22 protein-coding genes are annotated in these 26254 nt (G+C 61.3%); 11 read left to right on the forward strand and 11 right to left on the reverse strand.

The annotated features are described in order from the left end of the window. Positions 1-352: 352 nt before the first annotated feature. Positions 353-697: a pilin assembly protein gene (locus tag ACTJKS_RS02375; RefSeq protein WP_108181801.1), complete on the reverse strand. Its 345-nt coding sequence runs from the start codon at positions 695-697 to the stop codon at positions 353-355. Between the two features lie 210 nt (positions 698-907). Between ACTJKS_RS02375 and ppc the strand changes: the two genes are divergently transcribed. The 7 genes from ppc to ACTJKS_RS02410 all read left to right on the forward strand — a co-directional run bounded on the left by ppc (position 908) and on the right by ACTJKS_RS02410 (position 8264). Next, positions 908-3538: a phosphoenolpyruvate carboxylase gene (gene ppc / locus ACTJKS_RS02380; protein ID WP_108181802.1), complete on the forward strand. Its 2631-nt coding sequence runs from the start codon at positions 908-910 to the stop codon at positions 3536-3538. Positions 3539-3828: 290 nt separating this feature from the next. After that, complete coding sequence (gene adk, locus ACTJKS_RS02385) at positions 3829-4476, forward strand: adenylate kinase (RefSeq protein WP_025112233.1); 648 nt, start codon at positions 3829-3831, stop codon at positions 4474-4476. 93 nt (positions 4477-4569) lie between these two features. Continuing rightward, entirely contained in the window at positions 4570-5244 is a 675-nt protein-coding gene (tsaB, locus tag ACTJKS_RS02390) for a tRNA (adenosine(37)-N6)-threonylcarbamoyltransferase complex dimerization subunit type 1 TsaB (protein WP_108181803.1), read from the forward strand. A 286-nt stretch (positions 5245-5530) separates the two neighbouring features. Next, positions 5531-5839 (forward strand): hypothetical protein, encoded by a 309-nt coding sequence (locus ACTJKS_RS02395; protein ID WP_003222071.1) that lies wholly within the window; start codon positions 5531-5533, stop codon positions 5837-5839. Continuing rightward, positions 5839-6699 carry a DUF72 domain-containing protein gene (locus tag ACTJKS_RS02400; protein WP_041063287.1) on the forward strand — a complete coding sequence of 287 codons (861 nt, stop codon included), beginning with the start codon at positions 5839-5841 and terminating at the stop codon, positions 6697-6699. The genes ACTJKS_RS02395 and ACTJKS_RS02400 overlap by 1 nt, the downstream gene beginning before the upstream one ends. A 33-nt stretch (positions 6700-6732) precedes the next feature. After that, positions 6733-7569, forward strand: coding sequence for an isocitrate lyase/PEP mutase family protein (locus ACTJKS_RS02405; protein WP_108181804.1), 837 nt, complete (start codon positions 6733-6735; stop codon positions 7567-7569). Positions 7570-7571: 2 nt separating this feature from the next. Further along, positions 7572-8264 carry an extensin-like domain-containing protein gene (locus tag ACTJKS_RS02410; protein ID WP_108181805.1) on the forward strand — a complete coding sequence of 231 codons (693 nt, stop codon included), beginning with the start codon at positions 7572-7574 and terminating at the stop codon, positions 8262-8264. A 4-nt stretch (positions 8265-8268) separates the two neighbouring features. Here the strand turns inward: ACTJKS_RS02410 and ACTJKS_RS02415 are convergent, their stop codons facing one another. Next, entirely contained in the window at positions 8269-8889 is a 621-nt protein-coding gene (locus ACTJKS_RS02415) for a hypothetical protein (RefSeq protein ID WP_041063310.1), read from the reverse strand. A 93-nt stretch (positions 8890-8982) separates the two neighbouring features. Between ACTJKS_RS02415 and ACTJKS_RS02420 the strand changes: the two genes are divergently transcribed. Beyond that, positions 8983-9765 carry a class I SAM-dependent methyltransferase gene (locus ACTJKS_RS02420; protein WP_108181806.1) on the forward strand — a complete coding sequence of 261 codons (783 nt, stop codon included), beginning with the start codon at positions 8983-8985 and terminating at the stop codon, positions 9763-9765. Between the two features lie 129 nt (positions 9766-9894). On the opposite strand, the gene ACTJKS_RS02425 is transcribed toward ACTJKS_RS02420, so the two are convergent. Next, complete coding sequence (locus tag ACTJKS_RS02425; protein WP_108181807.1) at positions 9895-10530, reverse strand: TetR/AcrR family transcriptional regulator; 636 nt, start codon at positions 10528-10530, stop codon at positions 9895-9897. Between the two features lie 94 nt (positions 10531-10624). Between ACTJKS_RS02425 and ACTJKS_RS02430 the strand changes: the two genes are divergently transcribed. Further along, on the forward strand, positions 10625-11725 hold the full coding sequence (locus ACTJKS_RS02430) for an efflux RND transporter periplasmic adaptor subunit (RefSeq protein WP_041063297.1): 1101 nt from the start codon (positions 10625-10627) through the stop codon (positions 11723-11725). A 6-nt stretch (positions 11726-11731) separates the two neighbouring features. Next, positions 11732-14800: an efflux RND transporter permease subunit gene (locus ACTJKS_RS02435; RefSeq protein WP_108181808.1), complete on the forward strand. Its 3069-nt coding sequence runs from the start codon at positions 11732-11734 to the stop codon at positions 14798-14800. Between the two features lie 1001 nt (positions 14801-15801). Here the strand turns inward: ACTJKS_RS02435 and ACTJKS_RS02440 are convergent. The 4 genes from ACTJKS_RS02440 to plsB form a co-directional block, all read right to left on the reverse strand. Continuing rightward, positions 15802-16491, reverse strand: a complete 690-nt coding sequence (locus tag ACTJKS_RS02440; RefSeq protein ID WP_198758689.1) for a DUF4197 domain-containing protein — start codon at positions 16489-16491, stop codon at positions 15802-15804. Positions 16492-16512: 21 nt separating this feature from the next. Beyond that, positions 16513-16911, reverse strand: a complete 399-nt coding sequence (locus ACTJKS_RS02445) for a YbaY family lipoprotein (RefSeq protein ID WP_003222082.1) — start codon at positions 16909-16911, stop codon at positions 16513-16515. A gap of 50 nt (positions 16912-16961) precedes the next feature. Further along, on the reverse strand, positions 16962-17648 hold the full coding sequence (locus ACTJKS_RS02450) for a hypothetical protein (protein ID WP_262947973.1): 687 nt from the start codon (positions 17646-17648) through the stop codon (positions 16962-16964). 97 nt (positions 17649-17745) lie between these two features. Next, positions 17746-20244 (reverse strand): glycerol-3-phosphate 1-O-acyltransferase PlsB, encoded by a 2499-nt coding sequence (plsB, locus tag ACTJKS_RS02455; protein WP_041072371.1) that lies wholly within the window; start codon positions 20242-20244, stop codon positions 17746-17748. A 237-nt stretch (positions 20245-20481) separates the two neighbouring features. On the opposite strand from plsB, the gene ACTJKS_RS02460 reads away from it, so the two are divergent. Beyond that, a complete protein-coding gene (locus tag ACTJKS_RS02460; RefSeq protein ID WP_016771489.1) occupies positions 20482-20691 on the forward strand; it encodes a cold-shock protein in 210 nt (69 codons plus the stop codon). 93 nt (positions 20692-20784) lie between these two features. Here ACTJKS_RS02460 and ACTJKS_RS02465 read toward each other — a convergent pair whose 3' ends face one another. From ACTJKS_RS02465 to ACTJKS_RS02480, 4 genes are all read right to left on the reverse strand, one after another. Then, on the reverse strand, positions 20785-21162 hold the full coding sequence (locus ACTJKS_RS02465) for a hypothetical protein (protein ID WP_007964251.1): 378 nt from the start codon (positions 21160-21162) through the stop codon (positions 20785-20787). 75 nt (positions 21163-21237) lie between these two features. Next, positions 21238-22047, reverse strand: a complete 810-nt coding sequence (locus ACTJKS_RS02470; RefSeq protein ID WP_198758687.1) for a putative RNA methyltransferase — start codon at positions 22045-22047, stop codon at positions 21238-21240. Then, positions 22047-23198 carry a succinyl-diaminopimelate desuccinylase gene (gene dapE / locus ACTJKS_RS02475; RefSeq protein ID WP_262947972.1) on the reverse strand — a complete coding sequence of 384 codons (1152 nt, stop codon included), beginning with the start codon at positions 23196-23198 and terminating at the stop codon, positions 22047-22049. The genes ACTJKS_RS02470 and dapE overlap by 1 nt, the downstream gene beginning before the upstream one ends. A gap of 216 nt (positions 23199-23414) precedes the next feature. Then, positions 23415-26006 (reverse strand): glycosyltransferase, encoded by a 2592-nt coding sequence (locus ACTJKS_RS02480; protein WP_108181812.1) that lies wholly within the window; start codon positions 26004-26006, stop codon positions 23415-23417. Positions 26007-26254 lie beyond the last annotated feature (248 nt).

A 26254-nucleotide genomic window follows, 5' to 3' on the forward strand; every position in this document is an offset into this window, starting at 1 on the left:
AAAACCGAAAATCCATCCTGGTCGAGGAGCCGCAAGCGTCGTGTAAAAGCGCGTTTTTGAAACGCTCGTTCCAGGCGTGGTTACAGCTTCCGACCGAAGGCGTTTTTCAAAAGTTCAGAAAAGATGGCCTATCGCCAAAAGTTTTTTTGACCAAGTCGACAAGGCTCTAAACCGGGAACTTTGGAGGAGGGGAGAGGTACGCGCGGGGTAAAAAGCGTGCGATTTTTGAAGTTCGATACAGTCAATGTGGGAGCGAGCCTGCTCGCGAATGCGGTGAATCAGTCGCTATCAATGTCGGCTGAAATACCGCATTCGCGAGCAAGCTCACTCCCACAGTTTGATCTTTGTTGTGTCAGTGTTTCTGCTTGCCGGCAGCGGCGGACAAATACTGCAAATGCCGGCGTGAAAGCGCCAGAAACCGCGGCGTCGGACCGACGTCCTCATACAGCGGATCACCTTCTTCATCCGTCGCCACCACCGTCGAACCTTTCACATACGGCAGGCTCGCCTCGAACTCTTCGAGCGCGGCGCCGATCAGTTCGCCGAGCAGTTCTTCCGGATGACGTTTGGGGTACATCTCGGCAATCGCCGCCAGGCGCGCAGCGGCCTCGACGTCCAGATGAATCGTGTAGCCAGTGTCGGTCAGGCGACCCTTGGCGTTTTCTTCCCAATGCTGGGCGAGTTCACGGATTTTCATGATGACCTCATGTCGTACCTGCTCATGGCAGGATCGGGTGAGTGTCCGGCGCGGCCGGCAAGCCGTTGTGCGGCTTACTGTTGAGACTAGCTTCAGGCCGCAAGGTTTAAAGTCCCTTCGTCGTCTGCTTGTAAGAAGCGCCACAGAGCGGCACTCTCTGGGCAAAGCATTCGTTTCTGAGCCGTCCCGATTACCGCTGGAGAACTGCTGATGACCGATATCGATGCACGCTTGCGCGAGGACGTTCACCTGTTGGGTGAGCTGTTAGGCAATACCATCCGCGACCAGTACGGCGAGGAATTTCTCGACAAGATCGAGCAGATCCGCAAGGGCGCCAAGGCAGATCGCCGTGGCTCGATGGACGCCGAACTCAGCGCCAGCCTCAATCAGTTGAGCGAAGACGAACTGCTGCCGGTGGCGCGGGCGTTCAACCAGTTTCTCAACCTGGCGAACATCGCCGAGCAGTATCAGCTGATTCATCGCCGCGAAGAGTCGCAGCCTGCGCCGTTCGAATCCCGCGTACTGCCGGAACTGCTCGCCCGCCTGCGTAACGAAGGCCACAGCGCCGAATCCCTGGCCCGGCAACTGGCGCGCCTGGAAATCGAACTGGTGCTGACTGCGCACCCGACCGAAGTGGCGCGGCGCACGCTGATCCAGAAGTACGACGCGATCGCCGCGCAATTGGCCGCGCAGGATCACCGCGACCTGACCAGCGCCGAGCGCGAACAGATCCAGAACACCCTGCAACGCTTGATCGCCGAAGCCTGGCACACCGAAGAAATCCGCCGTACCCGGCCGACCCCGGTCGATGAAGCCAAGTGGGGTTTTGCAGTCATCGAACACTCGCTGTGGCAGGCGATTCCCAACCATATGCGCAAGGCCGACAAGGCGCTGTATGAAGCGACGGGCCTGCACTTGCCGCTGGAAGCGGCGCCGATCCGCTTTGCTTCATGGATGGGCGGCGACCGTGACGGCAACCCGAATGTCACGGCAGCGGTGACCCGCGAAGTACTGTTGCTGGCGCGCTGGATGGCTGCCGACCTGTACCTGCGCGATGTCGATCATCTGGCTGCGGAACTGTCGATGCAGCAGGCCAGTGATGCGCTCAAGGCCAAGGCCGGTGACAGCGCCGAACCTTACCGTGCGGTGCTCAAGCAGTTGCGCGAACGCCTGCGTGCCACGCGCAATTGGGCGCATGCCTCGCTCAGCGCCAGCACACCGGCGCCGGCCGACGTGTTGCACAACAACCGCGATCTGCTCGATCCGCTGGAACTGTGTTTCAACTCCCTGCACGAATGCGGCATGGGCGTGATTGCCGACGGGCCGTTGCTCGATTGCCTGCGCCGGGCGGTGACTTTCGGCCTGTTTCTGGTACGCCTCGATGTGCGTCAGGATTCGACGCGGCACTGTTCGGCAATGACCGAAATCACCGATTACCTTGGCCTCGGTCGCTACGAAGACTGGGACGAAGAACAGCGCATCAGCTTCCTCACCCGCGAATTGAGCAATCGTCGCCCGTTGTTGCCGGCGCATTTCAAACCGTCCGCCGACACCGCTGAAGTGCTCGCCACCTGCAAGGAAATCGCCGCCGCGCCGGGCGCCTCGCTGGGCTCTTATGTGATCTCGATGGCGGGCGCGGCTTCCGATGTGCTGGCGGTGCAACTGCTGCTCAAAGAGTCCGGCGTGTTGCGGCCGATGCGCGTGGTGCCGCTGTTCGAAACCCTGGCGGACCTCGACAACGCCGGGCCGGTGATGGAGCGTCTGTTGCTGTTGCCGGGCTACCGCGCAAGGCTGCAAGGCCCGCAGGAAGTGATGATCGGCTATTCCGACTCGGCCAAGGACGCGGGCACCACCGCTGCGGCCTGGGCGCAATATCGCGCGCAGGAGCGGCTGGTGGAGATCTGCCGCGAGCAGCAAGTCGAACTGCTGTTGTTCCACGGTCGCGGTGGCACCGTGGGCCGTGGCGGCGGTCCGGCGCACGCGGCGATTCTGTCGCAGCCGCCGGGGTCGGTGGCGGGGCGATTCCGCACCACCGAGCAAGGCGAAATGATTCGATTCAAATTCGGCCTGCCGGACATCGCCGAGCAGAACCTCAATCTGTATCTGGCCGCGGTGCTCGAAGCGACGCTGTTGCCACCACCGCCGCCGACGCCCGAATGGCGGCACCTGATGGATGAACTGGCCGCCGACGGCGTCGCCGCGTACCGCGCCGTGGTGCGTGAAAATCCGCAGTTCGTCGAGTATTTCCGCCAATCGACGCCGGAGCAGGAACTGGGGCGCTTGCCCCTTGGCAGCCGTCCGGCCAAGCGCCGTGCCGGTGGGATCGAGAGCCTGCGGGCGATTCCGTGGATCTTCGGCTGGACGCAAACGCGGCTGATGCTGCCGGCGTGGCTCGGCTGGGAAAGCGCGTTGAGCAAGGCGCTGGAGCGCGGCGAAGGCGAACTGCTCGGGCAGATGCGTGAACAGTGGCCGTTCTTCCGCACCCGTATCGACATGCTGGAAATGGTCCTGGCCAAGGCCGACGCTGACATCGCGCTGTCGTACGACCAGCGTCTGGTCGAGCCGGACTTGCTGCCGTTGGGCGCGCAGTTACGCGACCTATTGTCGCAGGCGTGTGCGGTGGTGCTTGGTCTGACCGGGCAGTCGCAGCTGCTGGCACATAGCCCGGACACCCTGGAATTCATCCGTCTGCGCAACACTTATCTTGATCCGCTACATCTATTGCAGGCCGAGCTGTTGGCCCGATCACGGCAGCAAAATGTCGAGCAGGGCAGCCCGGTGGAGCAGGCGCTGCTGGTGTCTGTGGCGGGGATTGCCGCCGGGTTGCGCAATACCGGCTAAGGTTTTTGCGGTGGTATCAGGCGCCCGGTGCACAGGCCGGGTGCCGCTTTGTACACGGGCAGAAAGTGCGGGCAGGCGACAGTTAATGATGGGGTTGCGACTTGGGTTACCGCGTCGCAAGGTCGCGGCGGGCGCCGGTTTCTCCGACTTTTGGCGTCTTGTGTGGGCGCAGCCTGCTGTGTATCTTGATCAGCCTTTGGCCGTTTGTGCGGCCACGACCCGTTTTTTTGAGATTGGCCCAAAGAGGCGAATCCCGTTGTTTTCTATATAAAAAATTGAGGAGCACATCGATGCGCGTCATTCTGCTGGGAGCTCCCGGGGCCGGTAAAGGTACTCAGGCTAAGTTCATCACCGAGAAATTCGGCATTCCGCAAATCTCCACCGGCGACATGCTGCGTGCTGCGGTCAAGGCCGGCACTCCGCTGGGCGTTCAAGCCAAGAGCATCATGGATGCCGGCGGCCTGGTGTCGGATGACCTGATCATCGCGCTGGTGCAGGATCGCATCGCTCAACCCGACTGCGTCAATGGCTTCCTGTTCGACGGCTTCCCGCGCACCATTCCACAAGCCGAAGCCCTGGTGACTGCCGGTGTCGAACTGGACGCCGTGGTTGAAATCGCTGTTGAAGACGAAGAAATCGTTCAGCGTATCGCCGGTCGTCGCGTTCACGAGGCCAGCGGCCGCGTTTACCACATCGTCTACAACCCGCCGAAAGTGGCTGGCAAAGACGACGTTACCGGCGACGATCTGGTGCAGCGCAAGGACGACACCGAAGAAACCGTGCGTCATCGCCTGTCGGTCTACCATTCGCAGACCAAGCCGCTGGTGGATTTCTACCAGAAGCTCTCCGCTGCCAACGGCAAGCCGAAGTACAGCCACATCCCGGGCGTTGGTTCGGTTGAAGCGATCACCGCCAAGGTGCTCGAAGCGCTGAGCTGAAAAAGCTGATCCGCTGCATCATCCACGGCCCGCTTGCGGGCCGTAGTTGTTTATACTGACACCCTTTTTCTCCCACCTGTTTTGGAAACATCGATGAGCACCTTGCTGGCCCTGGACACCGCGACCGAAGCTTGCTCCGTTGCCTTGCTGCATGATGGCAAGGTCACGAGCCATTACGAGGTGATCCCGCGTCTGCACGCGCAGAAGCTGCTGCCGATGATCCAGCAACTGCTGGCCGACGCCGGCACCACGTTGCAAGCGGTGGACGCCATTGCCTTCGGTCGTGGGCCGGGGGCGTTTACCGGTGTGCGGATCGCCATTGGTGTGGTGCAAGGTCTGGCGTTTGCGCTGGATCGTCCGGTGCTGCCGGTGTCCAACCTGGCGGTGCTGGCACAGCGCGCATATCGCGAACACGGTGTGAGCCAGGTCGCGGCGGCCATCGATGCGCGGATGGATGAAGTGTATTGGGGCTGCTACCGCGAGACCGCCGGCGAGATGCGTCTGGTCGGTGCCGAAGCGGTGCTGCCACCGGAAGCCGCGGCGCTGCCGGCCGATGCCAGCGGCGAGTGGTTTGGTGCGGGCACCGGTTGGGGCTATGGCGAGCGGATCGCGGTCAGCCTGAGCGGCTCGGATGCCGGCATGCTGCCTCACGCCGAAGACCTGCTGACCCTGGCGCGATTTGCCTGGGAGCGCGGCGAGTCGATCCCGGCCGACGATGCGCAACCGGTTTACCTGCGCGATAAAGTCGCTACTCCAAAGGCTCGCTGAGTCCTGACTTCTAGCGGGGGAAGCCTCTGTGGTGAGGGGATTTATCCCCGATCGGCTGCGAAGCAGTCGCTGATTTTGGGGCCGCTTCGCGACCCATCGGGGATGAATCCCCTCACCACACAAGGCTCTCCACAATCCCCCTGCTTATTCCAAATTCTGCCAATCGTCAGTTTCCAACCCCGCGCTTTAAACCTTTTACGCTTTATGTGTTCTAGTTATCACTCGGCGGTTTGCTAAGTCGGTCAAGTGCCGCTAAATTGCCATCATCGATACCGAGCATGAAATTATGCGTATAGACGGCCTTTCCTCTCAGTCCTACCCCATCAAGCGCAAGCCTCGCAAAGGTAATGTGGCGCTGGATGAGTCCGTCGACGATATCGATGGCGAGCTGGAATTCCCGACTGAAGAGCAACTGGCCGCCCGCGCTGCCAAAGCCTCCGCACAACGCCTGGCCAATCTGCCTGCCCGTCAGCAAGACATGATTTATCACCGCGCCATGAGCAAAAGCGTAGCGATGGCCCTGGCCAGCTACCTGAGCACCGCCGGTTTTGTCGATTGGGATGCGGATGTGCTGGGCCTCGACCTGTACATCTGATGGATCTGCCTTACTACCTCGGTTGTCCGTCCTGGAGCGAAAACGCCTGGCGCGAGTATCTGTACCCCGAAGACGCCAAGACCTCCGACTTCCTCGCTCTCTACTCCCAAGTATTCAATGCCGTCGAAGGCAACACGACCTTCTACGCCAGCCCCTCGCCGGCCACCGTGCAGCGCTGGGCCGAGACCATGCCCGAACATTTTCGCTTCACCGCCAAGTTTCCCGGCGACATCAGCCACAGCGGTGACCTGCGCGATCAACTGACCGCCGCCGAAACCTTCGTAAATCTTCTCAGCCCGCTCGGCGAACGGGTTTCGCCGCTGTGGCTGCAATTGTCGAAAAGCTTCACCCCGCATCGATTGCCCGAGCTGACGGCGTTCATCGACGCGCTGGACCGGCCACTGGCAGTGGAAGTCCGTCACGAACAGTTTTTCGCCAAGGGCGAGAGCGAGCGCCTGCTCAATCGTCTGCTGCTTGAACGTGGCGTGGAGCGCATCTGCCTCGATCCACGGGCGCTGTTCAGTTGCCTGTCGACCGAGTCTTCGGTGATCCACGCGCAATCGAAAAAGCCTCGGGTGCCGACCCGTCCGGCGGCGTTCACTCAATGTCCGCAGGTGCGCTTCATCGGCCACCCGGAGCTGGAAGCCAACGATCCGTTCCTCGTGCCATGGGTGGCGAAAATCGCCGAGTGGATCGAAGAGGGCCGCACGCCGTACATCTTCCTGCACACCGCCGACAACGTGATGGCGGCGAAGCTGGCGCAACGATTTCACGCACAATTGATGCAACGTTTGCCTGGCCTGCCGTCCCTTCCTGAGCTATACAGAGAACCCGCCGCCGAGCAACTCGGCTTGCTCTGAAGGCGGATTTTTCCCCTGCCCAGGAGCCTGCCGATGGACGCCCACGCCCTTCAAGAACAAGCCCGTAAAGCCCAGGCCTTCAAGGCCCTGCATGAAGGTGCGGGGATTTTCGTCATCCCCAACCCGTGGGATGCCGGCTCGGCGAAAATGCTCGCCAGTCTGGGCTATCAGGCGTTGGCGACCACCAGTGCCGGTTATGCGTTTTCCCAAGGCAAAGCCGATGGCGCCCTGAGTCTCGATGACACCTTGGCCAATGTCCGGGCAATTGTCGCAGCCACCGATCTGCCGGTGGCGGTGGACCTGGAAAACGGTTTCGCCGATGACCCCGCCGAGTGCGCGAAAAGCTTGCTGCGTGCCGCCGAGGCGGGCGCGGTGGGCGGTTCGATCGAGGACGCCACGGGCCGTGCCGACGCGCCGATCTACTGCTTCGAACACGCTGTGGCGCGCATCGAAGCCGCCGTCGCCGCAGTGTGCACGCTGCCATTTCCCTTCACTCTGACCGCGCGTGCGGAAAACTACTTGCACGGTAATCCCGATATCCACGACACCATTCGCCGCCTGCAAGCCTTCGCCGAGGCCGGCGCCGACGTGCTGTACGCGCCGGGTTTGCGTAACGCCGAAGAAGTGCTGGCGGTGGTGCGCGCGGTGGCGCCAAAACCGGTCAACGTGCTCATGTCCGGCGGTTTGAAACTGACCGTACAGGAGTTGGAAGAAATGGGTGTGCGCAGGATCAGCACCGGTTCAGCGCTGGCTTTGGCAGCGTTCGGTGAGTTCTTCCGCGCGGCTGAAGAAATCCAGCAGCGCGGTACCTTCGGCTTCACCGCGCAATCGATGCCGTACGCCAAGGCCAATCAGTTTTTCAAAGGCTGAGCATGGGCCGCTGGATCGCGCTGTCGGTACTGTTGATGATTGCTGGCGCCGTGGTCAGCGTCTGGCGCGGCTGGGTCGACGTGCCGGCCGAGTGGAACCCGTGGGCGCCGCTGGACGTGAAGGCAGCGCCGAACTGGTTGACCGGTTTCAAGCTGATGCGCCTGCGCGGCAATCCCGAATTATGCGCACAGGTCCTGAGCAACTCGGGTCTGCGCATCACAGCGCAAGCCGACAGTCCCGATACCAAGTGCCCGCTGATCGGCACCGTGCGCGTGCAGGGCGGTGAGGTGGTGCTGAGCAGCAGCTTCCTCGCCAGTTGTCCGCTGGCGGTGGCTTACGCGATGTTTGAACGGCATACCCTGCAACCCGCCGCGCAATCTGTTTACGGGCAGAACGTGGCGCGCCTTGATCACCTCGGCAGCTTTGCCTGTCGCAACGTCTACAACCGCGAGAGCGGGGCGCTCAGCCGCCACGCCAGTGCCGATGCGCTGGACATCAGCGGTTTTCGTCTGGCGGACGGGCGCAACATCAGTGTGCTCAAAGACTGGCCGAAGCAAAACCAGGACGCGCAGTTTCTGCGTCAGGTGCGCGATGGCGCCTGCGAGGCGTTCAGTGTGGTGTTGAGTCCGGATTACAACGCCGCTCATCGCAATCACTTTCATGTCGATGTCGGGCGCTGGAGCGTGTGTCGCTGAAGTATCAGGCAGCGAGGCGCAGGTTCTGCAGGACGATCGGGCGCGCCCAGCCGTTGTCGAAGTCCAAAGCCTTCTGCTGCTCGACGATTTCTTCCGGCGGGAACGGCGGATAAGGTTTTTGCAGCAGGTCGAGATCGAACTCGGCAATCGGCAGGTACAGCGGCTTCTTCTGCGGTGCCGGACCCGGCTCTGGCACAGGCTGACCGTTGTTGATCACGATCGGACGGACCCAACTGCTGTCGAAGTCCTGCTGCTCCTGCTGAGCCTTGAGTTCTTCTGGCGGGAACGGTGGGAACGGCTTGTCCAGCAGATCGGTTTCGAACTCTGCGATCGGCAGGAACAGCGGCTCTGGCGGACGCACTTCGGTCTCGACCACGTCGCACTGACGCTGCTCGACGATGTGCGCGTGCAGCTCGCTGCCCAGGGTCGGTTCTTCCGGGCTGTTCAGGTCAACCGGTGGAAACGTGCCACACGCCGGCACCACATCACTCGTCTGTTCGGCCATCGCCTGGGCAAAGAAATCCTGCCACAGGTGACTGACGCCGCCCAATGCTTGAGTGTTATGACGGCTGAAGTCGCCCTTGGGCGAAATGTAGCCAATCGATGTGGGAAGTATGCCTGACATTTTTTTCGGTTGACGCTCAGCTCTGGCAAAATGCGCGTTGATTGGTTTATCGGCCACTTTTTGCCGATCCTTAACTTTTTTGAGCGTGTTTTCATGATTGAGCAACCCGCGGCCTGCCGCATCCATGTCCAGGCCCTCGGCCCGACGTTTGAAGCGCAAGCCGAGCAATGGGCCGAGCGCCTGGGCCTGCCGCTGCAGGAGGACGACGGCGAGTTCGCCTTGCAGGTCGGCGAGCAGGGTTTGCAGCTGCAGCAGCTCGGCCCGGATGCGCCGGGACCGGTGCGGGTGGACTTTGTCGAGGGGGGCGCGGCGCACCGGCGTCTGTATGGCGGCGGCAGCGGGCAGATGATTGCCAAGGCGGTTGGCATCGCCCAAGGCGTGCGCCCTCGGGTGCTGGACGCTACGGCGGGGTTGGGCAAGGACGCTTTCGTGCTGGCCAGTCTGGGTTGCGAGATGAGCCTGATCGAGCGCCAGCCGCTGATCGGGGCGTTGCTGGAGGATGGTCTGGCGCGGGCGGCGGAAGATTTCGACGTGGCGCCGATTGTCGCGCGGATGACGCTGCTCAAGGGCAACTCCATTGAGGTCATGCGCAATTGGCAAGGCGAGCCGCCGCAGGTGATCTATCTCGATCCGATGTTCCCGCACCGCGAGAAGACGGCGCTGGTGAAGAAAGAGATGCGTCTGTTCCGGCCGCTGGTCGGGGATGATCCGGATGCGCCGGCGTTGCTAGAAGCGGCGCTGGCCCTGGCGACACACCGGGTGGTGGTCAAGCGCCCGCGCAAGGCGCCATGCATCGAGGGGCCGAAGCCGAGCCATGCGCTGGATGGCAAATCCAGTCGGTATGACATCTACCCGAAGAAAGCGCTCAAGGCTTGAGACCGAGTCGCCTCAATCGCTGGCAAGCCAGCTCCCACAAGTTTTTGTGTCGTTCGCACAATTTGTGTTCAGCACGATCCCTGTGGGAGCTGGCTTGCCAGCGATGACGTCAGAACAGGCGCTAAAAAATCAGGGCCGATACGCCCGCATGAACAACCCCACCACTTCTTGCACATGACTCTCTGCCGCTTCTTCGCTCAGCGGCTCACCGCAGCAATACAGCAAACGAAAATTCCCCGCACCCTTGAGCAGGCAGAAGAAATGCTCGGCGGCATTGCGCGGCAGGTCGATGCTCAGCACGCCGGTCTCGTCGATGCGTTTGAGCAGTCGCTCCATGCCTTGCACCATGCGCTCGGGGCCGGCTTCGAAGAAGATCTGCGACAGCTTCGGATCCTGCGTGCCCAGCGCCATCATCAAGCGGTGCAGATTCACCGACTCGTCGCTGTTGATCAGTTGATGAAAGCCCCGGGCAATGTTCAGCAACACATTTTCCACGGGGATGCCGGCGGGCAATTCGAAGAACAGCGGCGGTAACTGCTCCTCACATTTGGCCATTACCGCGGAGGAGAACAACGTCTCCTTGTCGTTGAAGTGGCTGTAAACCGTCAGTTTCGACACGCCCGCCTCGGCGGCGACCGCGTCCATGCTGGTGTTGGCGTAGCCGTGACTCAGAAACAGGGTTTTCGCCGCATCGAGGATCGCCCGGCGCTTGGCCGGATCCTTCGGACGGCCCGGGCCGTTTGGAGCTGAAAGATTGTTCGACATTCTTCGCTTTTAATACTGGACTGGTGAGTTTGCTATTAATACCATACTGGCCAGTATAAATATTCCAAGCACCATAAGCGAAAGGTCCGTCACCATGTTCCGCTATGCGTTGTCCTTTGCCGTGCCAGTCAGCCTGGCTGTTTTATTGTCCGCTTGCGGTCAGGAAGAGGCGACGCCAGTCAGCGTTCGACCGGCCATGGTGGTGCAGCCAGAGCCTTCGGCGCAGGCGATGGAAAGTTATCCGGGTGAGGTTCGCGCCCGCTACGAGCCCGATCTGGCGTTCCGCATTGGCGGCAAAGTCAGCCGACGACTGGTCGAGGAAGGTCAGCGCGTGAAGGCTGATCAACCATTGGCCGAGCTCGATCCGCAGGACGTGCGCCTGCAACTGGAAGCCACCCGCGCCCAGGTCGCCGCCGCTGAAGCCAATCTGAACTTGGTGCGCGCCGAGCGTGACCGCTACAAAACCTTGATGGAGCGGCAGATGGTCAGCCGTTCCGCCTATGACAACGCGGAAAACCTCTACCGCTCCGGCGAAGCCCGCCTCAAGCAGATCAAAGCCGAATTCAACGTCTCGACCAACCAGGCCAGTTACGCCGTGCTGCGCGCGCCGCAGGACGGTGTGGTGGCCAAGCGTTCGGTGGAAGTCGGGCAGGTGGTCGCCGCCGGGCAAACCGTGTTTACCCTCGCCACCGACGGCGAGCGCGAAGTGTCGATCAGCCTCCCGGAGCAGAGCTTCGGGCGGTTCAAGGTCGGCCAGCCAGTGACCGTTGAACTGTGGACCCAGCAGAACCAGCGCTTCGCCGGGCAGATTCGTGAGCTGTCGCCGGCGGCCGATCCGAAATCCCGTACCTTCGCCGCGCGCATCTCGTTCACCAGCGGCAAGGTCCCGGCTGAACTCGGGCAGAGCGCCCGGGTGTTCGTGCAATCGGCAGACAGTGTGCCGCTGTCAGTACCGCTTTCGGCCCTGACTGCCGAGAACGGTGCGACCTATGTCTGGGTCGTCAGCGCCAACAACACCCTGAAGAAGACCCCGGTGCGCATCGGCCCATTCGGCGAGAAAAGTGTGCCGGTGCTCGAAGGCCTCAACGCCAGCGACTGGGTGGTGGCAGCCGGCGTCCATGTGTTGCTCGATGGTCAGCAGGTGCGTCCCGTGGATCGCTCCAACCGAGTGGTCAATCTGGCGGACAAGGAGTAAGTCCCGATGCGCTTCAACCTTTCCGAATGGGCGCTGCGTAATCGCCAGATCGTCCTGTTCCTGATGCTTTTGCTGGCCATCGTCGGGGCCTTGTCCTACACCAAACTCGGCCAGAGCGAAGACCCACCGTTCACCTTCAAGGCCATGGTTATCCAGACCCGCTGGCCGGGGGCGACCGCGCAGGAAGTCTCGCGGCAGGTCACCGAACGCATCGAAAAGAAATTGATGGAAACCGGCGAGTACGAGCGCATCGTGTCGTTCTCTCGCCCCGGTGAGTCGCAGGTCACCTTCATTGCCCGTGACTCGATGCACTCCAAGGAAATCCCCGACCTCTGGTACCAGGTGCGCAAGAAGGTCAGCGACATTCGCCAGACCTTGCCGCCGGGGATTCAGGGGCCGTTTTTCAACGATGAATTCGGCACCACGTTCGGCAACATTTACGCGCTGACCGGCGACGGTTTCGACTACGCGGTGCTCAAGGATTACGCCGACCGCATCCAGATCCAGCTGCAACGAGTCAAGGATGTCGGCAAGGTCGATCTGCTCGGTTTGCAGGACGAGAAAATCTGGGTCGAGCTGTCCAACGTCAAACTCGCCACCCTCGGTTTGCCACTGGCGGCGGTACAGCAAGCACTGGAAGAGCAGAACGCGGTGTCCACCGCCGGTTTCTTTGAAACCGGCAGCGAGCGGGTGCAACTGCGGGTCTCGGGGAGTTTTCAGACGGTCGAGGAGATCAAGAACTTCCCGATCCGCGTCGGTGACCGGACGTTCCGTATCTCCGATGTCGCCGATGTGCATCGCGGTTTCAACGACCCTCCGGCGCCACGCATGCGCTTCATGGGCGAAGACGCCATTGGCCTCGCTGTCGCGATGAAGGACGGCGGCGACATTCTGGTGCTGGGCAAAGCGCTGGAAGGCGAGTTCTCGCGCCTGCAGAAAAACCTCCCGGCGGGCATGCAACTGCGCAAAGTCTCTGACCAACCGGCGGCGGTAAAGACCGGTGTCGGCGAGTTCGTCCAGGTGCTGGTCGAGGCGCTTGCGATCGTGTTGCTGGTGAGCTTCTTCTCCCTCGGCGTGCGCACCGGCATGGTGGTCGCGCTGACCATTCCGCTGGTGCTGGCGATGACCTTCGCCTGCATGTATTACCTCGGCATCGGTCTGCACAAAATCTCGCTCGGCGCGCTGGTGCTGGCGCTGGGCTTGCTGGTGGACGACGCGATCATCGCCGTGGAAATGATGGCGATCAAAATGGAGCAGGGCTTCGACAGGATCAAGGCCGCAAGCTATGCCTGGACCAGCACCGCGTTCCCGATGCTCACCGGTACGCTGATCACCGCCGCCGGCTTCCTGCCGATTGCCACCGCGCAGTCCGGCACCGGCGAATACACCCGTTCGATCTTTCAGGTGGTGACCATCGCGTTGCTCGCGTCATGGGTGGCGGCGGTGATGTTCGTGCCGTATCTGGGGGAAAAACTGCTGCCGGATCTGGCGAAGATTCATGCGGCCAAACACGGCACGGCTGACGGGCAAGCCGATCCGTACGGCACGCCGTTCTATCAACGGGTGCGGCGTCTGGTGGAGTGGTGCGTGGCGCATCGCAAAACCGTGATCGTGCTGACGGTGGGGCTGTTCATCGCGTCGGTGATGCTGTTCCGTTTCGTCCCGCAGCAGTTCTTCCCGGCCTCCAATCGACTGGAGTTGATGGTCGATCTGAAGCTGGCCGAAGGGGCGTCACTGGCCAACACCACGGCCGAGGTCAAACGCCTGGAAGCGATGCTCAAGGATCACGCCGGCATCGATAACTATGTGGCGTATGTCGGCACCGGTTCGCCGCGCTTCTACCTGCCGCTGGATCAGCAACTGCCGGCGGCGAGCTTCGCCCAGTTCGTGGTATTGGCGAAAAACATCGAGGAGCGCGAGACCCTGCGCACCTGGTTGATCGAGACCCTCAACGAGCAATTCCCGGCCCTGCGCTCGCGGGTCACGCGTCTGGAAAACGGTCCGCCGGTGGGCTACCCGGTGCAGTTCCGCGTCACCGGTGAGCACATCGAGGAAGTCCGTGCGCTGGCGCGCAAAGTGGCGGCCAAGGTGCGCGAGAACCCGCATGTGGTCAACGTGCACCTGGACTGGGAAGAACCGAGCAAAGTGGTGTACCTGAACATCGATCAGGACCGCGCCCGGGCACTCGGTGTGAGCACGGCCAATCTGGCGAAATTCCTCCAGAGCTCGCTGACCGGTTCGAGTGTCAGTCAGTATCGCGAGGACAACGAACTGATCGAGATCCTGTTGCGCGGCACGGTGCATGAGCGTACCGAGTTGTCGTTGCTGCCGAGTCTGGCGGTACCGACCGATAACGGTCGCAGTGTGGCGTTGTCGCAGATTGCCACGCTGGAATACGGGTTTGAGGAGGGGATCATCTGGCACCGTAATCGTCTGCCCACCGTGACGGTGCGTGCCGACATCTATGGCAAGGAGCAGCCGGCGACGCTGGTGAAGCAGATCGCTCCGACGCTGGATCCGATTCGTGCTGAATTGCCTGACGGGTATCTGTTGGATGTCGGCGGGACGGTGGAGGATTCGGAGCGTGGGCAGAAGTCGGTGAATGCCGGGGTGCCGATGTTTATCGTGGTGGTGCTGACGTTGCTGATGGTGCAATTGCGTAGTTTCTCGCGCACGGCGATGGTGTTTCTGACGGCGCCGTTGGGGTTGATCGGGGTGGTGTTGTTTCTGATGGTGTTCCGCCAGCCGTTCGGGTTTGTGGCGATGCTGGGGACGATCGCGCTGTCGGGGATGATCATGCGCAACTCGGTGATTCTGGTGGATCAGATCGAGCAGGATATTGCTTCTGGTCTCAAGCCTTGGCAGGCGATTATCGAGGCGACGGTGCGGCGGTTTCGGCCTATCGTCTTGACGGCTTTGGCGGCGGTGCTGGCGATGATTCCGTTGTCGCGCAGTGTGTTTTTCGGGCCGATGGCGGTGGCGATCATGGGGGGGTTGATTGTGGCTACGGCTTTGACGCTTTTGTTTTTGCCTGCTTTGTATGCGGCTTGGTTCCGAGTGCGTCGGGAGGGGTGAGGCTTTTTTGGACTTGGCGGCCTTTGGGCCGACCAGGTTCTTGGGGTTTTGGGTGTTTATCCGTTGCTTCGGGGGTTGCGGCTGGCGGTTTCGCCCTTACGGCGAGTCACTTTTCCAGACGCCGAAAAGTAACCAAAAGGCTTGGCCCCGGCGTACGGCCCTCGCCTAGGCTCGGGTTCCTTCGTTGCGAGGTTCATCCGGGGGCATCGCCTCCGGTTTGCTTCGCTGCACCTCCTCTCGATGTGTTTGGCTGCGCCAAACGGTCGCTGCGCTCCCACCCCCGGATAAACCCCTCCACTCAGCCTGCCGAAGGGGCCGGCACGGTAAGATCAAAAGCTGCAGCCGAGCTAACGCTCATCCTGTTGAGTGGTGAAAAGCATGCGGTCTGCATGGACTGCTTTGCTTTTTTGTGGGAGCGAGCTTGCTCGCGAAGGCGGCCTATGGGCCGACCAATTTCCAACAGACCGCACCCAATCCACCTGTGGGAGCTGGCTTGCCAGCGAAGGCGGCCTGACAGCCGACCAGTCTCCAGCTGCCAACACCCATTCCCACTGTGGGAGCGAGCCTGCTCGCGAAGACGGCCTATGAGCCGACCAATCTCCAACTGCCTGTACCCAATCCAAATGTGGGAGCGAGCTTGCTCGCGAAGAGGCCCGCCCAGCCACCCAACATCTTTGGTCTTTTTAAAGATGTTCCAGATATCCAGAACTTTCCCATAAGGTTTTCAGGTTGCCTGTCGCAAGCGCGATCTCTAGCCTGAGTCTGTCGCTGCCAATTCACCGACCGGATCTGTAAGCCCGCCCATCATCTTCAAACACCCCCCGAATCCGAACCAGAATGTCCAAGCGACCCTGCACCTTACGCCTTCCTCGACTCGCGCAAGCTCCACGACGCCCTCGGTAAACCGCCTCCTCGATCAAGTCGATCCGCAAGGCTGACACGCAACAAAAAGCCCGCTGACCTTCACCGGTTCAGCGGGCTTTTGCGTGCAGCGACAAAAATTACAAGGTGCCAAACACCTTTTTCGCCAGACCGGTCGCTGCAGCCGCCGGATTCTTGCGGATGGTTTCTTCCTGTTTGCCGATCATTTCGAACAGGCCATTGAGCGCTTGTTCGGTGACGTAGTTTTCGACGTTGGCGCTTTTCGCATCCACCACGCCCAAGGTCGCGGCCTGGCCGGCGAAGGCGTTGTACTTTTGCGCTACGCCGACTTTGTCGGTGGCTTGTTTGACGATGGGCAGGAACCTGGCGCGGATCTGTTCGCGGCTGGTTTTGTCCAGATATTGGGTGGCCGAGTCGGTGCCGCCGCTGAGGATGCCTTTGGCGTCGGCCACGGTCATTTTCTTCACGGCGTCGACGAGGATCGGCTGGGCCTGGGTCACGGCGCTTTCGGCGGCTTTGTTCATGGCGGTTTCGAGTTCGTCGACCTGGGCGCCCATGCCGAAGGCTTTCATCTTGCCGGCGACTTTGCCGAGTTTGCCCGGCAGTTCGATTTTCACTTCCGGGTTGTTGCTGAAACCGCCCGGGGTGCCGAGTTGTTTGACGGCGATTTGCGCGCCTTGGGTCAAGGCGTCCTTGAGACCGCCGGTGGCGTCTTGTTGCGAGAGGTCGCTGAGCGACAGCGCCAGGGCGCTGGCAGAGATCATCAGGCCCGCGCACAGGCCGGCGATGCGAAGGGTAGGGCGGAGCATGGCAGCTTCCTTGAAAGACAGTTAGCGAATGGCGTCGACGCGGATTTTCAGCGGCTGCGGATCGTTGCCGTCCAGTTGCACGGCGTGGTTCTCGGTGGTGATGAACATCAGCTCGCCGTTGACTTCGATGCGCGCGCTGACCGAGTAGCGGTGGCCGGGTTTGACCTGGGCCGGATCGTAACTCAAGTGGAACGGCAGCGGCACCTGGCCTTTGACCGGGCCTTTCTGCTCGTCGAGGACCACCGCCGGGGCGTCGGCCAGCGATACGTCCTGCAGGCTCACGCTCAACGTCGCGCTCGGTGGCAGGGCGATGCGTTGCAGGTAGAACACTTCACCGTCGAGGCCGACTTTGCCGGCGGGGGTGGTCGACTGGCAGGCGCTCAACAGGGTGGCTGCGGCGAGAAGGGTGAGTTTTTTCATCGGGACCTCTGAGGCAGGTGCGCCGGAAGAATCCCGGCGCCGATGGAAATCTAGCGGATTTTGCTTTCAGCGTCAGTGAACAAACGTAAGGGTTTTTCCAGCCACTGCGCCAGTGTCTGCATGAACCACCCGCGTTGTTCGCGTGGCGGCGGGCACAGTTCTATTCGACCGGGACTGACCGGAATACGCTGGTGGTAGCGATTTTCGATGCCGCTGAGTGCATAACGTTTGCCGGGAGTCACGCTGGCCGGGTCGTATCGCAGATAGAACGAAGTCGCGGTCTGTTCGTCATGGCTGACGCGCACCAGTTCAACTTCAGGGCTGTCGGCTTCATGCAGGCTGATAGTGACCGCTTCTTCGGTCGGGAAACTTTCCGGCTCTTGAACTTCAACATACAGCAGCCCGATCGGGCTCAAGTGCACAGTCTGGCGATGAGGCAGCGTGTTGACGATAACAAAGTGTTCCTGATCAAGCAGCAGGGGTTGGCGGTTGTGGAACATCCGCACGGTAATCCGGTACTTCACGCCGATATTGGTATGGGAATGGGCAAACTCGAACTTCCAGTCGCCTTCGAACAGTCTCGCGAAGCGCTGTTCCCTGGCGGGCGTCGCCAACTTCGGATTAACCACCTCGATACTGACAATGGTTTCATGTTCACCGTCGAAGGGGATTTGAAAGGCTGCAGGCAAGCTGAAGTTTAAAGTCACTGCCGAAGCGGGATCTTGTAACAGGCTCATCTCGATATCCTTATCGTGATTGTTTTAAAGAGCCTATTAATTCACGGATCAACTAACGGAGGAACCCGAGTGGTACCCCGTTAGTTGTCGGCAAGTTTCAGACTTGCGGTGTCACTGCCGTTTCCGCTGCATCTTCACTGCGATGCAGCGCCACCTGACGAATCGACAGACGAATCTCCGCCGGCAACACGCGTTTGGCCGCGCCCTCCGCCAGTTCGCCGAGCAGTTCGTGGTAGCTCAACTTGCCGGCTTCGTCGCGGCGCAGGACGTCGAGGTCGAGCATCGTCTGGATGAAATGACGGAACAGGCTCTTGTCGAAGAACTCAGGGGCATTCAGGCCGTGCAGGATCGACAGGCGCTGGGCCATGACCGTGCACAGGTCCTCCAGCTCTTCGGCGCTGATGCTGTTCTGCCCGGCGTTGAGCAGCAGCGAGACGGTCATGTAGAAGCGCTGCAAGGTCTGCGCGATGCTCTTCGACAGCAGGGTCAGCAACACAAAGTGCCGCGAACTTGGAGCGGGGCGCAGGTACACGTCCTTTTCGAAACGCAGCAGGCCTTGCTCGACGAACGCTTCCAGCCATTGATCGATTACCGCGTCCAGTTCCTCCAGGCTCCAGCGGATGAACAGCTCCGACTGCAAGTACGGATACAGCGCGCGGGTGTAGCGCAGGATCTGCTCGCGGCTCATGCGCGAGGTGCTCTGGAAGAAGCTCGCCAGCAGCGCAGGCAAGGCGAAGATGTGCAGCACGTTGTTGCGGTAGTAGGTCATCAGGACGGCGTTCTGCTCGTCCAGATACAGAATCTTGCCCAGCGCATCGTTTTGCTCGGACAGCAGGTCCATGTCCTTCACATGCTCGATCAGTGCGCGACCGTCGCCTTCGGGCAACGTGGTGTGCGGCGAGTAAGGGACTTTGCGCAGCAGCGCCAGATACAGATCCAGCACCCGCGCCATGGCCCGATCGTCCAGCGCCAGGCGGGTGGTCGAGAGCAGCGCCAGCGCCACCAGATTGACCGGGTTGATCGCCGCTGCTTCGTTCAAGTGCTGCGCGACTTTCTCGCCAAGGCGGTTGGTGGTTTCGTTAAGCCAGGCCGGTTTGTACTGCGGGCCGAGTTCCTGCTGGCGCCAGTCTGGCTGTTCGCTGTCGAGGAACTCTGCAAGTTTGATCGGTTCGCCGAAGTTCACCGCGACCTGACCGAAGCGCTGCTTGAGCGCGCCGATGACTTTGAAAATGTCGAAGATCGACTCTTTCTTCTTGCTCGCGCCACGCAATTCGCCAAGGTAGGTGCGACCTTCCAGCACGCGCTCGTAACCGATGTACACCGGCACGAAAACGATCGGCATCCGCGATGAGCGCAGGAAGCTGCGCATCGTGATCGCGAGCATCCCGGTTTTCGGTTGCAGCATGCGCCCGGTGCGCGAGCGGCCGCCCTCGACGAAGTACTCGACCGGGAAACCTTTGGTAAACAGGGTGTGCAGGTATTCGTTGAACACCGAGGTGTACAGCGGATTGCCCTTGAACGTGCGGCGCATGAAGAACGCGCCACCACGGCGCAGCAGGCTGCCGATCACCGGCATGTTCAGGTTGATCCCGGCGGCAATGTGCGGCGGGGTCAGGCCGTTGCGGAACAGCAGGTACGACAGCAGCAGGTAGTCGATGTGGCTGCGGTGGCACGGCACGTAGATCACTTCGTGACCCTGGGCGACCTTCTGCACGCCTTCGATGTGGTTGACCTTGATCCCGTCGTAGATCTTGTTCCAGAACCAGCTCAGCACCACTTCGAGGAAACGGATCGCGGTGTAGGTGTAGTCCGAGGCGATCTCGTTGCCGTAGCGCAGGGCCTGGGCCTTGGCTTTTTCCAGGGAAATGTTCTCGCGTTCGGCTTCGTCGACGATCGCCTGCTTGACCAGTGGCTGATTGAGCAGACCCTTGACCAGATTGCGCCGGTGGGAAATGTCCGGGCCGATCACTGCCGCCTTCAGGTTGCGGAAGTGCACGCGCAGGATGCGCTGGGCCATGCGTACGGTGCGTTCGTGGCCCTTGTTGTGTTCGATCAGTTCGCGCAGGTGGATTGGCGCGGAGAACTGCACACGGGTCTTGCGCCCCAGAACGATGATGCTCAGCAGTCGACGCAAGCGCCCGGTGACCGCCCAGCTGTCGGCGAACAGCAGCTTCCACGGACTGTTTTCGCTGTCCGGCGACTGGCCCCAGAACACGCTGACCGGAATGATCTGCGCGTCTTCGGCGGCGTTCTGCGTCAGGGCGCTGACCAGACGGGTCAGGGTCGGCGGTGCACCGCGCTTGTCCTGACGGCCGAGCCAGTCCGGGTCCGGCGTCAGGTAGAAAAACGCCGCCGGTTCGATCAACGGCCCCACCGAGACCGGCAGCACCGGACGCGGCAGACCGGCCTTGGTGCACTCGGTGTCGACCACCGCCAGATCAGTCAGCGATGGGTTTTGCAGGACGTAGAACACCGGACGACTGCGGTCGAGGTTGAGGGTGAGCGACGACTGGTTGATCGTCTCGGAGCGAACCCAGAGGTACAACAGTCGGCGCAAGGTGCCAAACACAAGACGGCGGAACGGAGAACGGGTCATACGGCTTCTGCGTGAGTGAATAAAACCGAGCGTTTGCTCGGGCGGTCGACAGTTTGCCGGATTCATCGAAAATCGGCAAAAAAGCGGCGAAGTAATCTCCTGTTGAGAGTTTTTGCGCCTGTCATATACTCGGCAATCTGTCGCCGGGGCCCTTTATGGACGTCGGGCGCAGGCTGACGTTCCGCAAAGGCTTTCCTGCGAAAAGCCTGTTCAATAATAAAAAAGGAGTATGAACAGATGGCAACACGTGAAACCGGCAATGTGAAGTGGTTCAACGACGCCAAGGGCTACGGCTTCATTCAGCGCGACGACGGGGTGGACGTGTTCGTGCACTACCGCGCGATTCGCGGCGAAGGGCATCGCTCGCTGACTGAAGGTCAGCAGGTTGAGTATGCGGTGATTACTGGCGAGAAGGGTTTGCAGGCTGAGGATGTTGTAGGCCTGTAACTTTCAAGATCAAAAGATCGCAGCCTGCGGCAGCTCCTACAGTTTGGAATGCATTCCCCTGTAGGAGCTGCCGAAGGCTGCGATCTTTTGCTTTCAGGCAGTCTTCCAGGTGATCTCTTCTTCACCATCGGCGCTGATACGAATCCAGCGATCCGCCGTTTCCTCACCTTCTTCCTCGACCCACGTGCCCGGTGCGCAACGCACTTCCACGTTCAGCGCGGCAAAGGCTGCACGGGCGCAGGCGATGTCGTCGTCCCACGGCGTCGCGTCGCTTTCCAGGTACAGGCTGTTCCATTTGCCCACGGCCTTCGGCAGCCAGGTCACCGGGATGTTGCCGGCCTTGCACTTGTAGGTCTGGCCTTTCTGTACCCAGTCGCTGCACGGGCCCAGAGCCTCACCGAGCCAGGCGGAAATCGCCTTGTGGTCGACGTCGGCGTCTTTCAGGTAAATCTCGATATCCGGTTGGCGCATGGATGTCCTCACTGCGGGTCTGAAAAATCCATTCGCGGATTTAGCCGGCCCCGGGCACTCGCCCGAGACCAAAAGTTATTGAAGAACGAAATAATCGTAGCGCATCGACACGGTGGTCACGAACGGCTCGGGCTGTTCGATCACTGCGGCGCGGCGTTCGGCACTGGCGCGCCAGCCGTGGGGTGTCATCGCCAACAGGTTGGCGCGGTCCTCGGGCTTGTCCAGTGTCAGTTGGAATTCCAGGGTTTCGCTGTGCGCCAGCGTCATGCCTTCGGGCACTAATGCCAGATGCTTGTCGTCGGTGTATTCGCGCACTTCGTCGTACAGGCGTTCGCGCAGTTCCATCAGATGGCCGCTGGTCGGGCCGACTTTCATCAGGCCGCCGCCGACGCTGAGCAGGCGCTTGGCTTCTGCCCAGTCCAGAGGGCTGAAAACGCTGGCGAGAAACTGGCAACTGCCCGACGCCAATGGCACGCGGGCCATGCTGGCGATCAACCAGGTGATTGCCGGATTACGCTTGCAGGCGCGTTTGACCGCCTCGCGGGAGATGTCCAGTGCGTAGCCATCGACGTCCGGCAGGGCATCGGCGATCTGTGCGGTGTAGTAACCCTCGCCGCAACCGATATCGACCCAGCGTGCCGGCGCATAACTCGCCGCCAGCTCGGCCAGACGCTTGGCTACCGGTGCGTAATGCCCGGCGTTCAGGAAGTCGCGGCGCGCCTCGACCATCGCCTGATTGTCGCCAGGATCACGGCTGTTCTTGTGCTGCACCGGCAACAGGTTCAGGTAGCCCTGACGCGCACGGTCGAAGCGGTGGCCGGCGGGGCAGACCACGCCGTTGTCCACCGCATTGAGCGGTTCACTGCAGATCGGGCACGCGAGCATCAGGCGAGCAACTTGATCAGGGTCTGGTAGTAGATCTCGGTCAACACGTCGAGATCGGCCGCCAGCACACGCTCGTTGACCTGGTGAATGGTCGCGTTGACCGGCCCCAGCTCAACCACTTGCGTACCCATGGTGGCGATGAAACGACCGTCGGAGGTACCGCCACTGGTCGACGCGTGGGTCTCGCGGCCGGTGATGTCCTTGATGCTCGACGACACCGCGTCGAGCAGCGCGCCCGGCTCGGTGAGGAACGGCAGGCCGGACAGCGCCCAGTCGATGTGCCAATCCAGTTTGTGTTTGTCGAGGATGTCGGCCACGCGTTTCTGCAGGCCTTCGACGGTGGATTCGGTGGAGAAGCGGAAGTTGAACACGGCCACCAGATCACCCGGAATCACGTTGGTCGCGCCGGTGCCGGAGTTGAGGTTGGAAATCTGGAAACTGGTCGGCGGGAAGAAATCGTTGCCGTGATCCCAGTGCTCGGCAGCCAGCTCGGCCAGCGCCGGAGCCGCGAGGTGGATCGGGTTCTTCGCCAGATGCGGGTAGGCCACGTGACCCTGCACGCCGCGCACGGTCAGCTTGGCGCCCAGCGAGCCACGACGACCGTTTTTCACCACGTCACCGACCAGCGTGGTGCTCGACGGTTCGCCGACGATGCACCAGTCCAGACGTTCCTTGCGCGCCACCAGACGTTCAACCACCGCTTTGGTGCCGTGGTGTGCCGGGCCTTCTTCGTCGCTGGTGATGAGGAACGCGACCTTGCCCTTGTGATTCGGGTAGTCGGCAACGAAACGTTCGGCGGCGACGGTCATCGACGCCAGGCTGCCTTTCATGTCCGCTGCGCCACGGCCACAGAGCATGCCGTGTTCATCGATCACCGCGTTGAACGGGTCGATCTGCCAGGCAGTCACCGGACCGGTCGGCACCACGTCGGTGTGACCGGCGAAGCACAGCACCGGGCCGTCGTCGTTGCCGTGGGTGGCCCAGAAGTTGTCCACATCTTCGATGCGCATCGGCTCGAGGGTGAAACCGGCATCGCCCAGGCGCTGCATCATCTGCTTCTGGCAATCGGCGTCGACCGGCGTCACGGACGGACGGCGGATCAGGTCGATGGCGAGTTGGAGGGTCGGCGAAAGGTCGGCGTGGGCCGTCATGGAAAACTCCGGAGTCATGAATGTGGGCGCGGACTAACAATGTGGGAGCGAGCCTGCTCGCGAATGCGGTGTGTCAGTCAACATAATCGGTGAATGTTACAAAGCCTTCGCGAGCAGGCTCGCTCCCACAGGGATTAGAGGAGTGCCCCGCAAAATGGCGGTTATCTTAAAGCAAAACGGCGACCATTGGCCGCCGTTTAGTGGATCAAAGAGGAATTAGACGACAGGCGCCGGTTCAGGCTCCGCCGCAGGTTTTGGCAGCGACGAGAGGAACGCCATGATCAGCGCCGCGACGTACGGTAGCGACTGCACCAGCAGCATCGCCACCCAGAAGCGCATGTCGTTGCTCGGAATGCCTTGCACCAGGTAAATCCCCAGCGCCGCGCCCCACAACAGCAGCATGATGAACAGCTCTTCCCGGGCTTCGGAAATCGCCACCCAGAAGCCGTGGTTGTCGGCGTTTTTCGGTGTGCGGAAAAACGGAATGCTGCTGGTGAAGAAGCCGTACAGCACCGCTTTGGCGATGGTGTGCGACAACGCCAGTCCGGCCAGTGCCGCGCAGAACGCATCCTTGAGGTTCACGCCGACGGCGCGACGGTAGAGGAAGATGATCTTGCCGACCTTGAACACGAACAGCGCCAGCGGCGGGATGGCGAAAATCAGCAGCGGCGGATCGACCCGCTGCGGCACGATGATCATCGCCGCCGACCACAACAGCGCGCCGACGGTGAAGAAAATGTTCATGCCGTCCGCCACCCACGGCAGCCAGCCCGCAAGGAAGTGGTAACGCTGGCCACGGGTCAGCTCGGTGTCCTTGCCGCGCAGCAAGCTGCGGGTGTGGCGCTTGATGATCTGGATTGCGCCGTAGGCCCAGCGGAAACGCTGCTTCTTGAAGTCGATAAACGTATCCGGCATCAGACCCTTGCCGTAGCTGTCGTGGTAATACGCCGCCGACAGGCCTTTTTCGAACACGCGCAGACCGAGTTCGGCGTCTTCACAGATGCACCAGTCGGCCCAGCCCAGCTCTTCCAGAACCGAACGCCGGGTCATGGTCATGGTGCCGTGCTGGATGATTGCGTCGCGGTCGTTGCGGGTGACCATGCCGATGTGGAAGAAGCCCTTGTATTCGGCGTAGCAGAGCTTCTTGAAGGTGCTTTCGTTCTGGTCGCGGTAATCCTGCGGCGACTGCACCACGGCGATTTTCGGATCGGCGAAATGCGGCACCATGTGCTTGAGCCAGTTCGGGTGTACGCAGTAGTCGGAGTCGATCACCGCGATCACTTCGGCGTCCTTGGCGGTGTGCGGGATCAGGTAGTTCAGCGCGCCGCCCTTGAAACCGGCCAGGGGCGAGACATGGAAGAACTTGAAGCGCGGGCCGAGGGTCGCGCAGTAGTCGCGCACCGGCTCCCAGACCGCCGGGTCCTTGGTGTTGTTGTCGATGATCAGGACTTCATAGTCCGGGTAATCGAGGGCCGCGAGGGCGTCGAGGGTCTGTTTGACCATGTCCGGCGGCTCGTTGTAGCAGGGCACGTGGATCGAGACTTTCGGCCGGTAGTCCGAATCACCGATCACCGGCAGGAATTCCCGACGACGCTTGTGAATCCACACGGCTTCGGCCAGTTCATGCGCCTCGGTCAGCAACACGATGAACACCCCGAGCGCACCCAGCGCCAGCAGGAAACCCACCGTCAGGCTGAACCACGTGCTGTATTGCTGGCTGTAGTCGTAGCCGATCCACACCAGTACCGAACCGCAAAGGAACGCGATAAAGGTCAGGAAGGTGCGGCCACGCTGGCGCAGGGCCGAGCCGTCGATCATCAGCAGGGTCAGCGACAACAGCGCCAGCACCACCGAACCGATGGCCAGCACGCGCCATTGCGGGATGGCGACGACCGGGCCTTCGAAGTTGAATTTCTGCTGGCGCGCGGCGTTGAACACGCCCCAGTAGGCGCCCACCGAACCTTCGTCACTGGCCTTCCACGGCTGGTCGAACGCTTCAATCACGAAGTAGTTGAAGCCTTGACGGTTGAGTTTGTTGACCAGCGTGCGCAGGTAGATCGCCTGATCCGCCGGCGACGCATCGGCGCCACCGCGCATGCGCCCGTTGCTCGGCCAGCCGACTTCGGACAGCAGCAACGGTTTTTTCGGGAACAGCTTTTTCAAGTCGCGGGCGCGGTCGAAGACGAACTGCCCGGCCTTGTCCACCGGAATGAATTCCCAGTAAGGCAGCACGTGGGCGGCGATCAGGTCGACGTGTTTGGCCAGTTCCGGGTGTTCTTCCCAGACGTGCCATTGCTCGGAGGTGGTCACCGGCACTTTCACCGCTGCGCGCACCCGATCCAGCAGCACGCTCAGTTGCTCGGCAGTGATTTCCTTGCGGAAAATCGCCTCGTTACCGACCACCACCCGCACCACGCTGCGCGAGGTGTTGGCCAGTTCGATGGCGCGCTGGATTTCGCGCTCGTTGCGTTCCTGATCGGGGCTGATCCAGATCCCGAGGGTCACGCGCAGACCAAACTCTTCCGCCAGTTTCGGGATGTCCTGCAGCGAACCGTCGACCGAGTAGATGCGGATGTTGTCCGTCAGCTTGCTCATGATCTCCAGGTCACGGCGCATTTCATCGTCAGTCGGATACTGATCCTTCTGCGGGAATTGGCCCTGCTGGAATGGCGAATAGGAGAAACCGGAGATCTGCTCCGGCCAGTTGGGCGCGGAGACCGGGCGGTTGATCAGCGCCCAGAAACCGGTGAACAGGGCGGCGATTGCCAGAACCACCACCAGGTTGAGACCAAATTTACGCGATGACATAGCTATTTCGGGTTCCAAAGGCTGTGGAACGAAGGAACGGTTGGCAAGCGCCAAAAGGGCGCGAATCCTACACCGGCAGTTCACTGCTCGTACACCGGACAGGGAAATGCCCGACATTGGGCAGTCCAACCTGATTTAAGTTCTTTAGTAACAGCTTGTAAGAGAAAACTTTGTTATTCAGTTATAGCAATTCCCGGTGGCGAGGGAGCTTGCTCCCGCTGGACTGCGAAGCAGGCCGCTTTCAAAGG

The sequence above is a fragment of the Pseudomonas sp. 22189 genome, assembly GCF_052045635.1.
Taxonomy (GTDB): domain Bacteria; phylum Pseudomonadota; class Gammaproteobacteria; order Pseudomonadales; family Pseudomonadaceae; genus Aquipseudomonas; species Aquipseudomonas parakoreensis.

What these genes read in the sequence shown, in the direction of transcription:
- ACTJKS_RS02440 (WP_198758689.1), bottom strand. Translation starts at nt 16,491, where the DNA reads ATGCTCCGCCCTACCCTTCGCATCGCCGGCCTGTGCGCGGGCCTGATG.
- ACTJKS_RS02430 (WP_041063297.1), top strand. Translation starts at nt 10,625, where the DNA reads ATGTTCCGCTATGCGTTGTCCTTTGCCGTGCCAGTCAGCCTGGCTGTT.
- ACTJKS_RS02400 (WP_041063287.1), top strand. Translation starts at nt 5,839, where the DNA reads ATGGATCTGCCTTACTACCTCGGTTGTCCGTCCTGGAGCGAAAACGCC.
- ACTJKS_RS02435 (WP_108181808.1), top strand. Translation starts at nt 11,732, where the DNA reads ATGCGCTTCAACCTTTCCGAATGGGCGCTGCGTAATCGCCAGATCGTC.
- dapE (WP_262947972.1), bottom strand. Translation starts at nt 23,198, where the DNA reads ATGACGGCCCACGCCGACCTTTCGCCGACCCTCCAACTCGCCATCGAC.
- ACTJKS_RS02425 (WP_108181807.1), bottom strand. Translation starts at nt 10,530, where the DNA reads ATGTCGAACAATCTTTCAGCTCCAAACGGCCCGGGCCGTCCGAAGGAT.
- ACTJKS_RS02405 (WP_108181804.1), top strand. Translation starts at nt 6,733, where the DNA reads ATGGACGCCCACGCCCTTCAAGAACAAGCCCGTAAAGCCCAGGCCTTC.
- plsB (WP_041072371.1), bottom strand. Translation starts at nt 20,244, where the DNA reads ATGACCCGTTCTCCGTTCCGCCGTCTTGTGTTTGGCACCTTGCGCCGA.
- ACTJKS_RS02415 (WP_041063310.1), bottom strand. Translation starts at nt 8,889, where the DNA reads ATGTCAGGCATACTTCCCACATCGATTGGCTACATTTCGCCCAAGGGC.
- ACTJKS_RS02465 (WP_007964251.1), bottom strand. Translation starts at nt 21,162, where the DNA reads ATGCGCCAACCGGATATCGAGATTTACCTGAAAGACGCCGACGTCGAC.
- ACTJKS_RS02445 (WP_003222082.1), bottom strand. Translation starts at nt 16,911, where the DNA reads ATGAAAAAACTCACCCTTCTCGCCGCAGCCACCCTGTTGAGCGCCTGC.
- ACTJKS_RS02375 (WP_108181801.1), bottom strand. Translation starts at nt 697, where the DNA reads ATGAAAATCCGTGAACTCGCCCAGCATTGGGAAGAAAACGCCAAGGGT.
- ACTJKS_RS02470 (WP_198758687.1), bottom strand. Translation starts at nt 22,047, where the DNA reads ATGCTCGCGTGCCCGATCTGCAGTGAACCGCTCAATGCGGTGGACAAC.
- adk (WP_025112233.1), top strand. Translation starts at nt 3,829, where the DNA reads ATGCGCGTCATTCTGCTGGGAGCTCCCGGGGCCGGTAAAGGTACTCAG.
- ppc (WP_108181802.1), top strand. Translation starts at nt 908, where the DNA reads ATGACCGATATCGATGCACGCTTGCGCGAGGACGTTCACCTGTTGGGT.
- ACTJKS_RS02420 (WP_108181806.1), top strand. Translation starts at nt 8,983, where the DNA reads ATGATTGAGCAACCCGCGGCCTGCCGCATCCATGTCCAGGCCCTCGGC.
- ACTJKS_RS02395 (WP_003222071.1), top strand. Translation starts at nt 5,531, where the DNA reads ATGCGTATAGACGGCCTTTCCTCTCAGTCCTACCCCATCAAGCGCAAG.
- ACTJKS_RS02480 (WP_108181812.1), bottom strand. Translation starts at nt 26,006, where the DNA reads ATGTCATCGCGTAAATTTGGTCTCAACCTGGTGGTGGTTCTGGCAATC.
- tsaB (WP_108181803.1), top strand. Translation starts at nt 4,570, where the DNA reads ATGAGCACCTTGCTGGCCCTGGACACCGCGACCGAAGCTTGCTCCGTT.
- ACTJKS_RS02410 (WP_108181805.1), top strand. Translation starts at nt 7,572, where the DNA reads ATGGGCCGCTGGATCGCGCTGTCGGTACTGTTGATGATTGCTGGCGCC.
- ACTJKS_RS02450 (WP_262947973.1), bottom strand. Translation starts at nt 17,648, where the DNA reads ATGAGCCTGTTACAAGATCCCGCTTCGGCAGTGACTTTAAACTTCAGC.
- ACTJKS_RS02460 (WP_016771489.1), top strand. Translation starts at nt 20,482, where the DNA reads ATGGCAACACGTGAAACCGGCAATGTGAAGTGGTTCAACGACGCCAAG.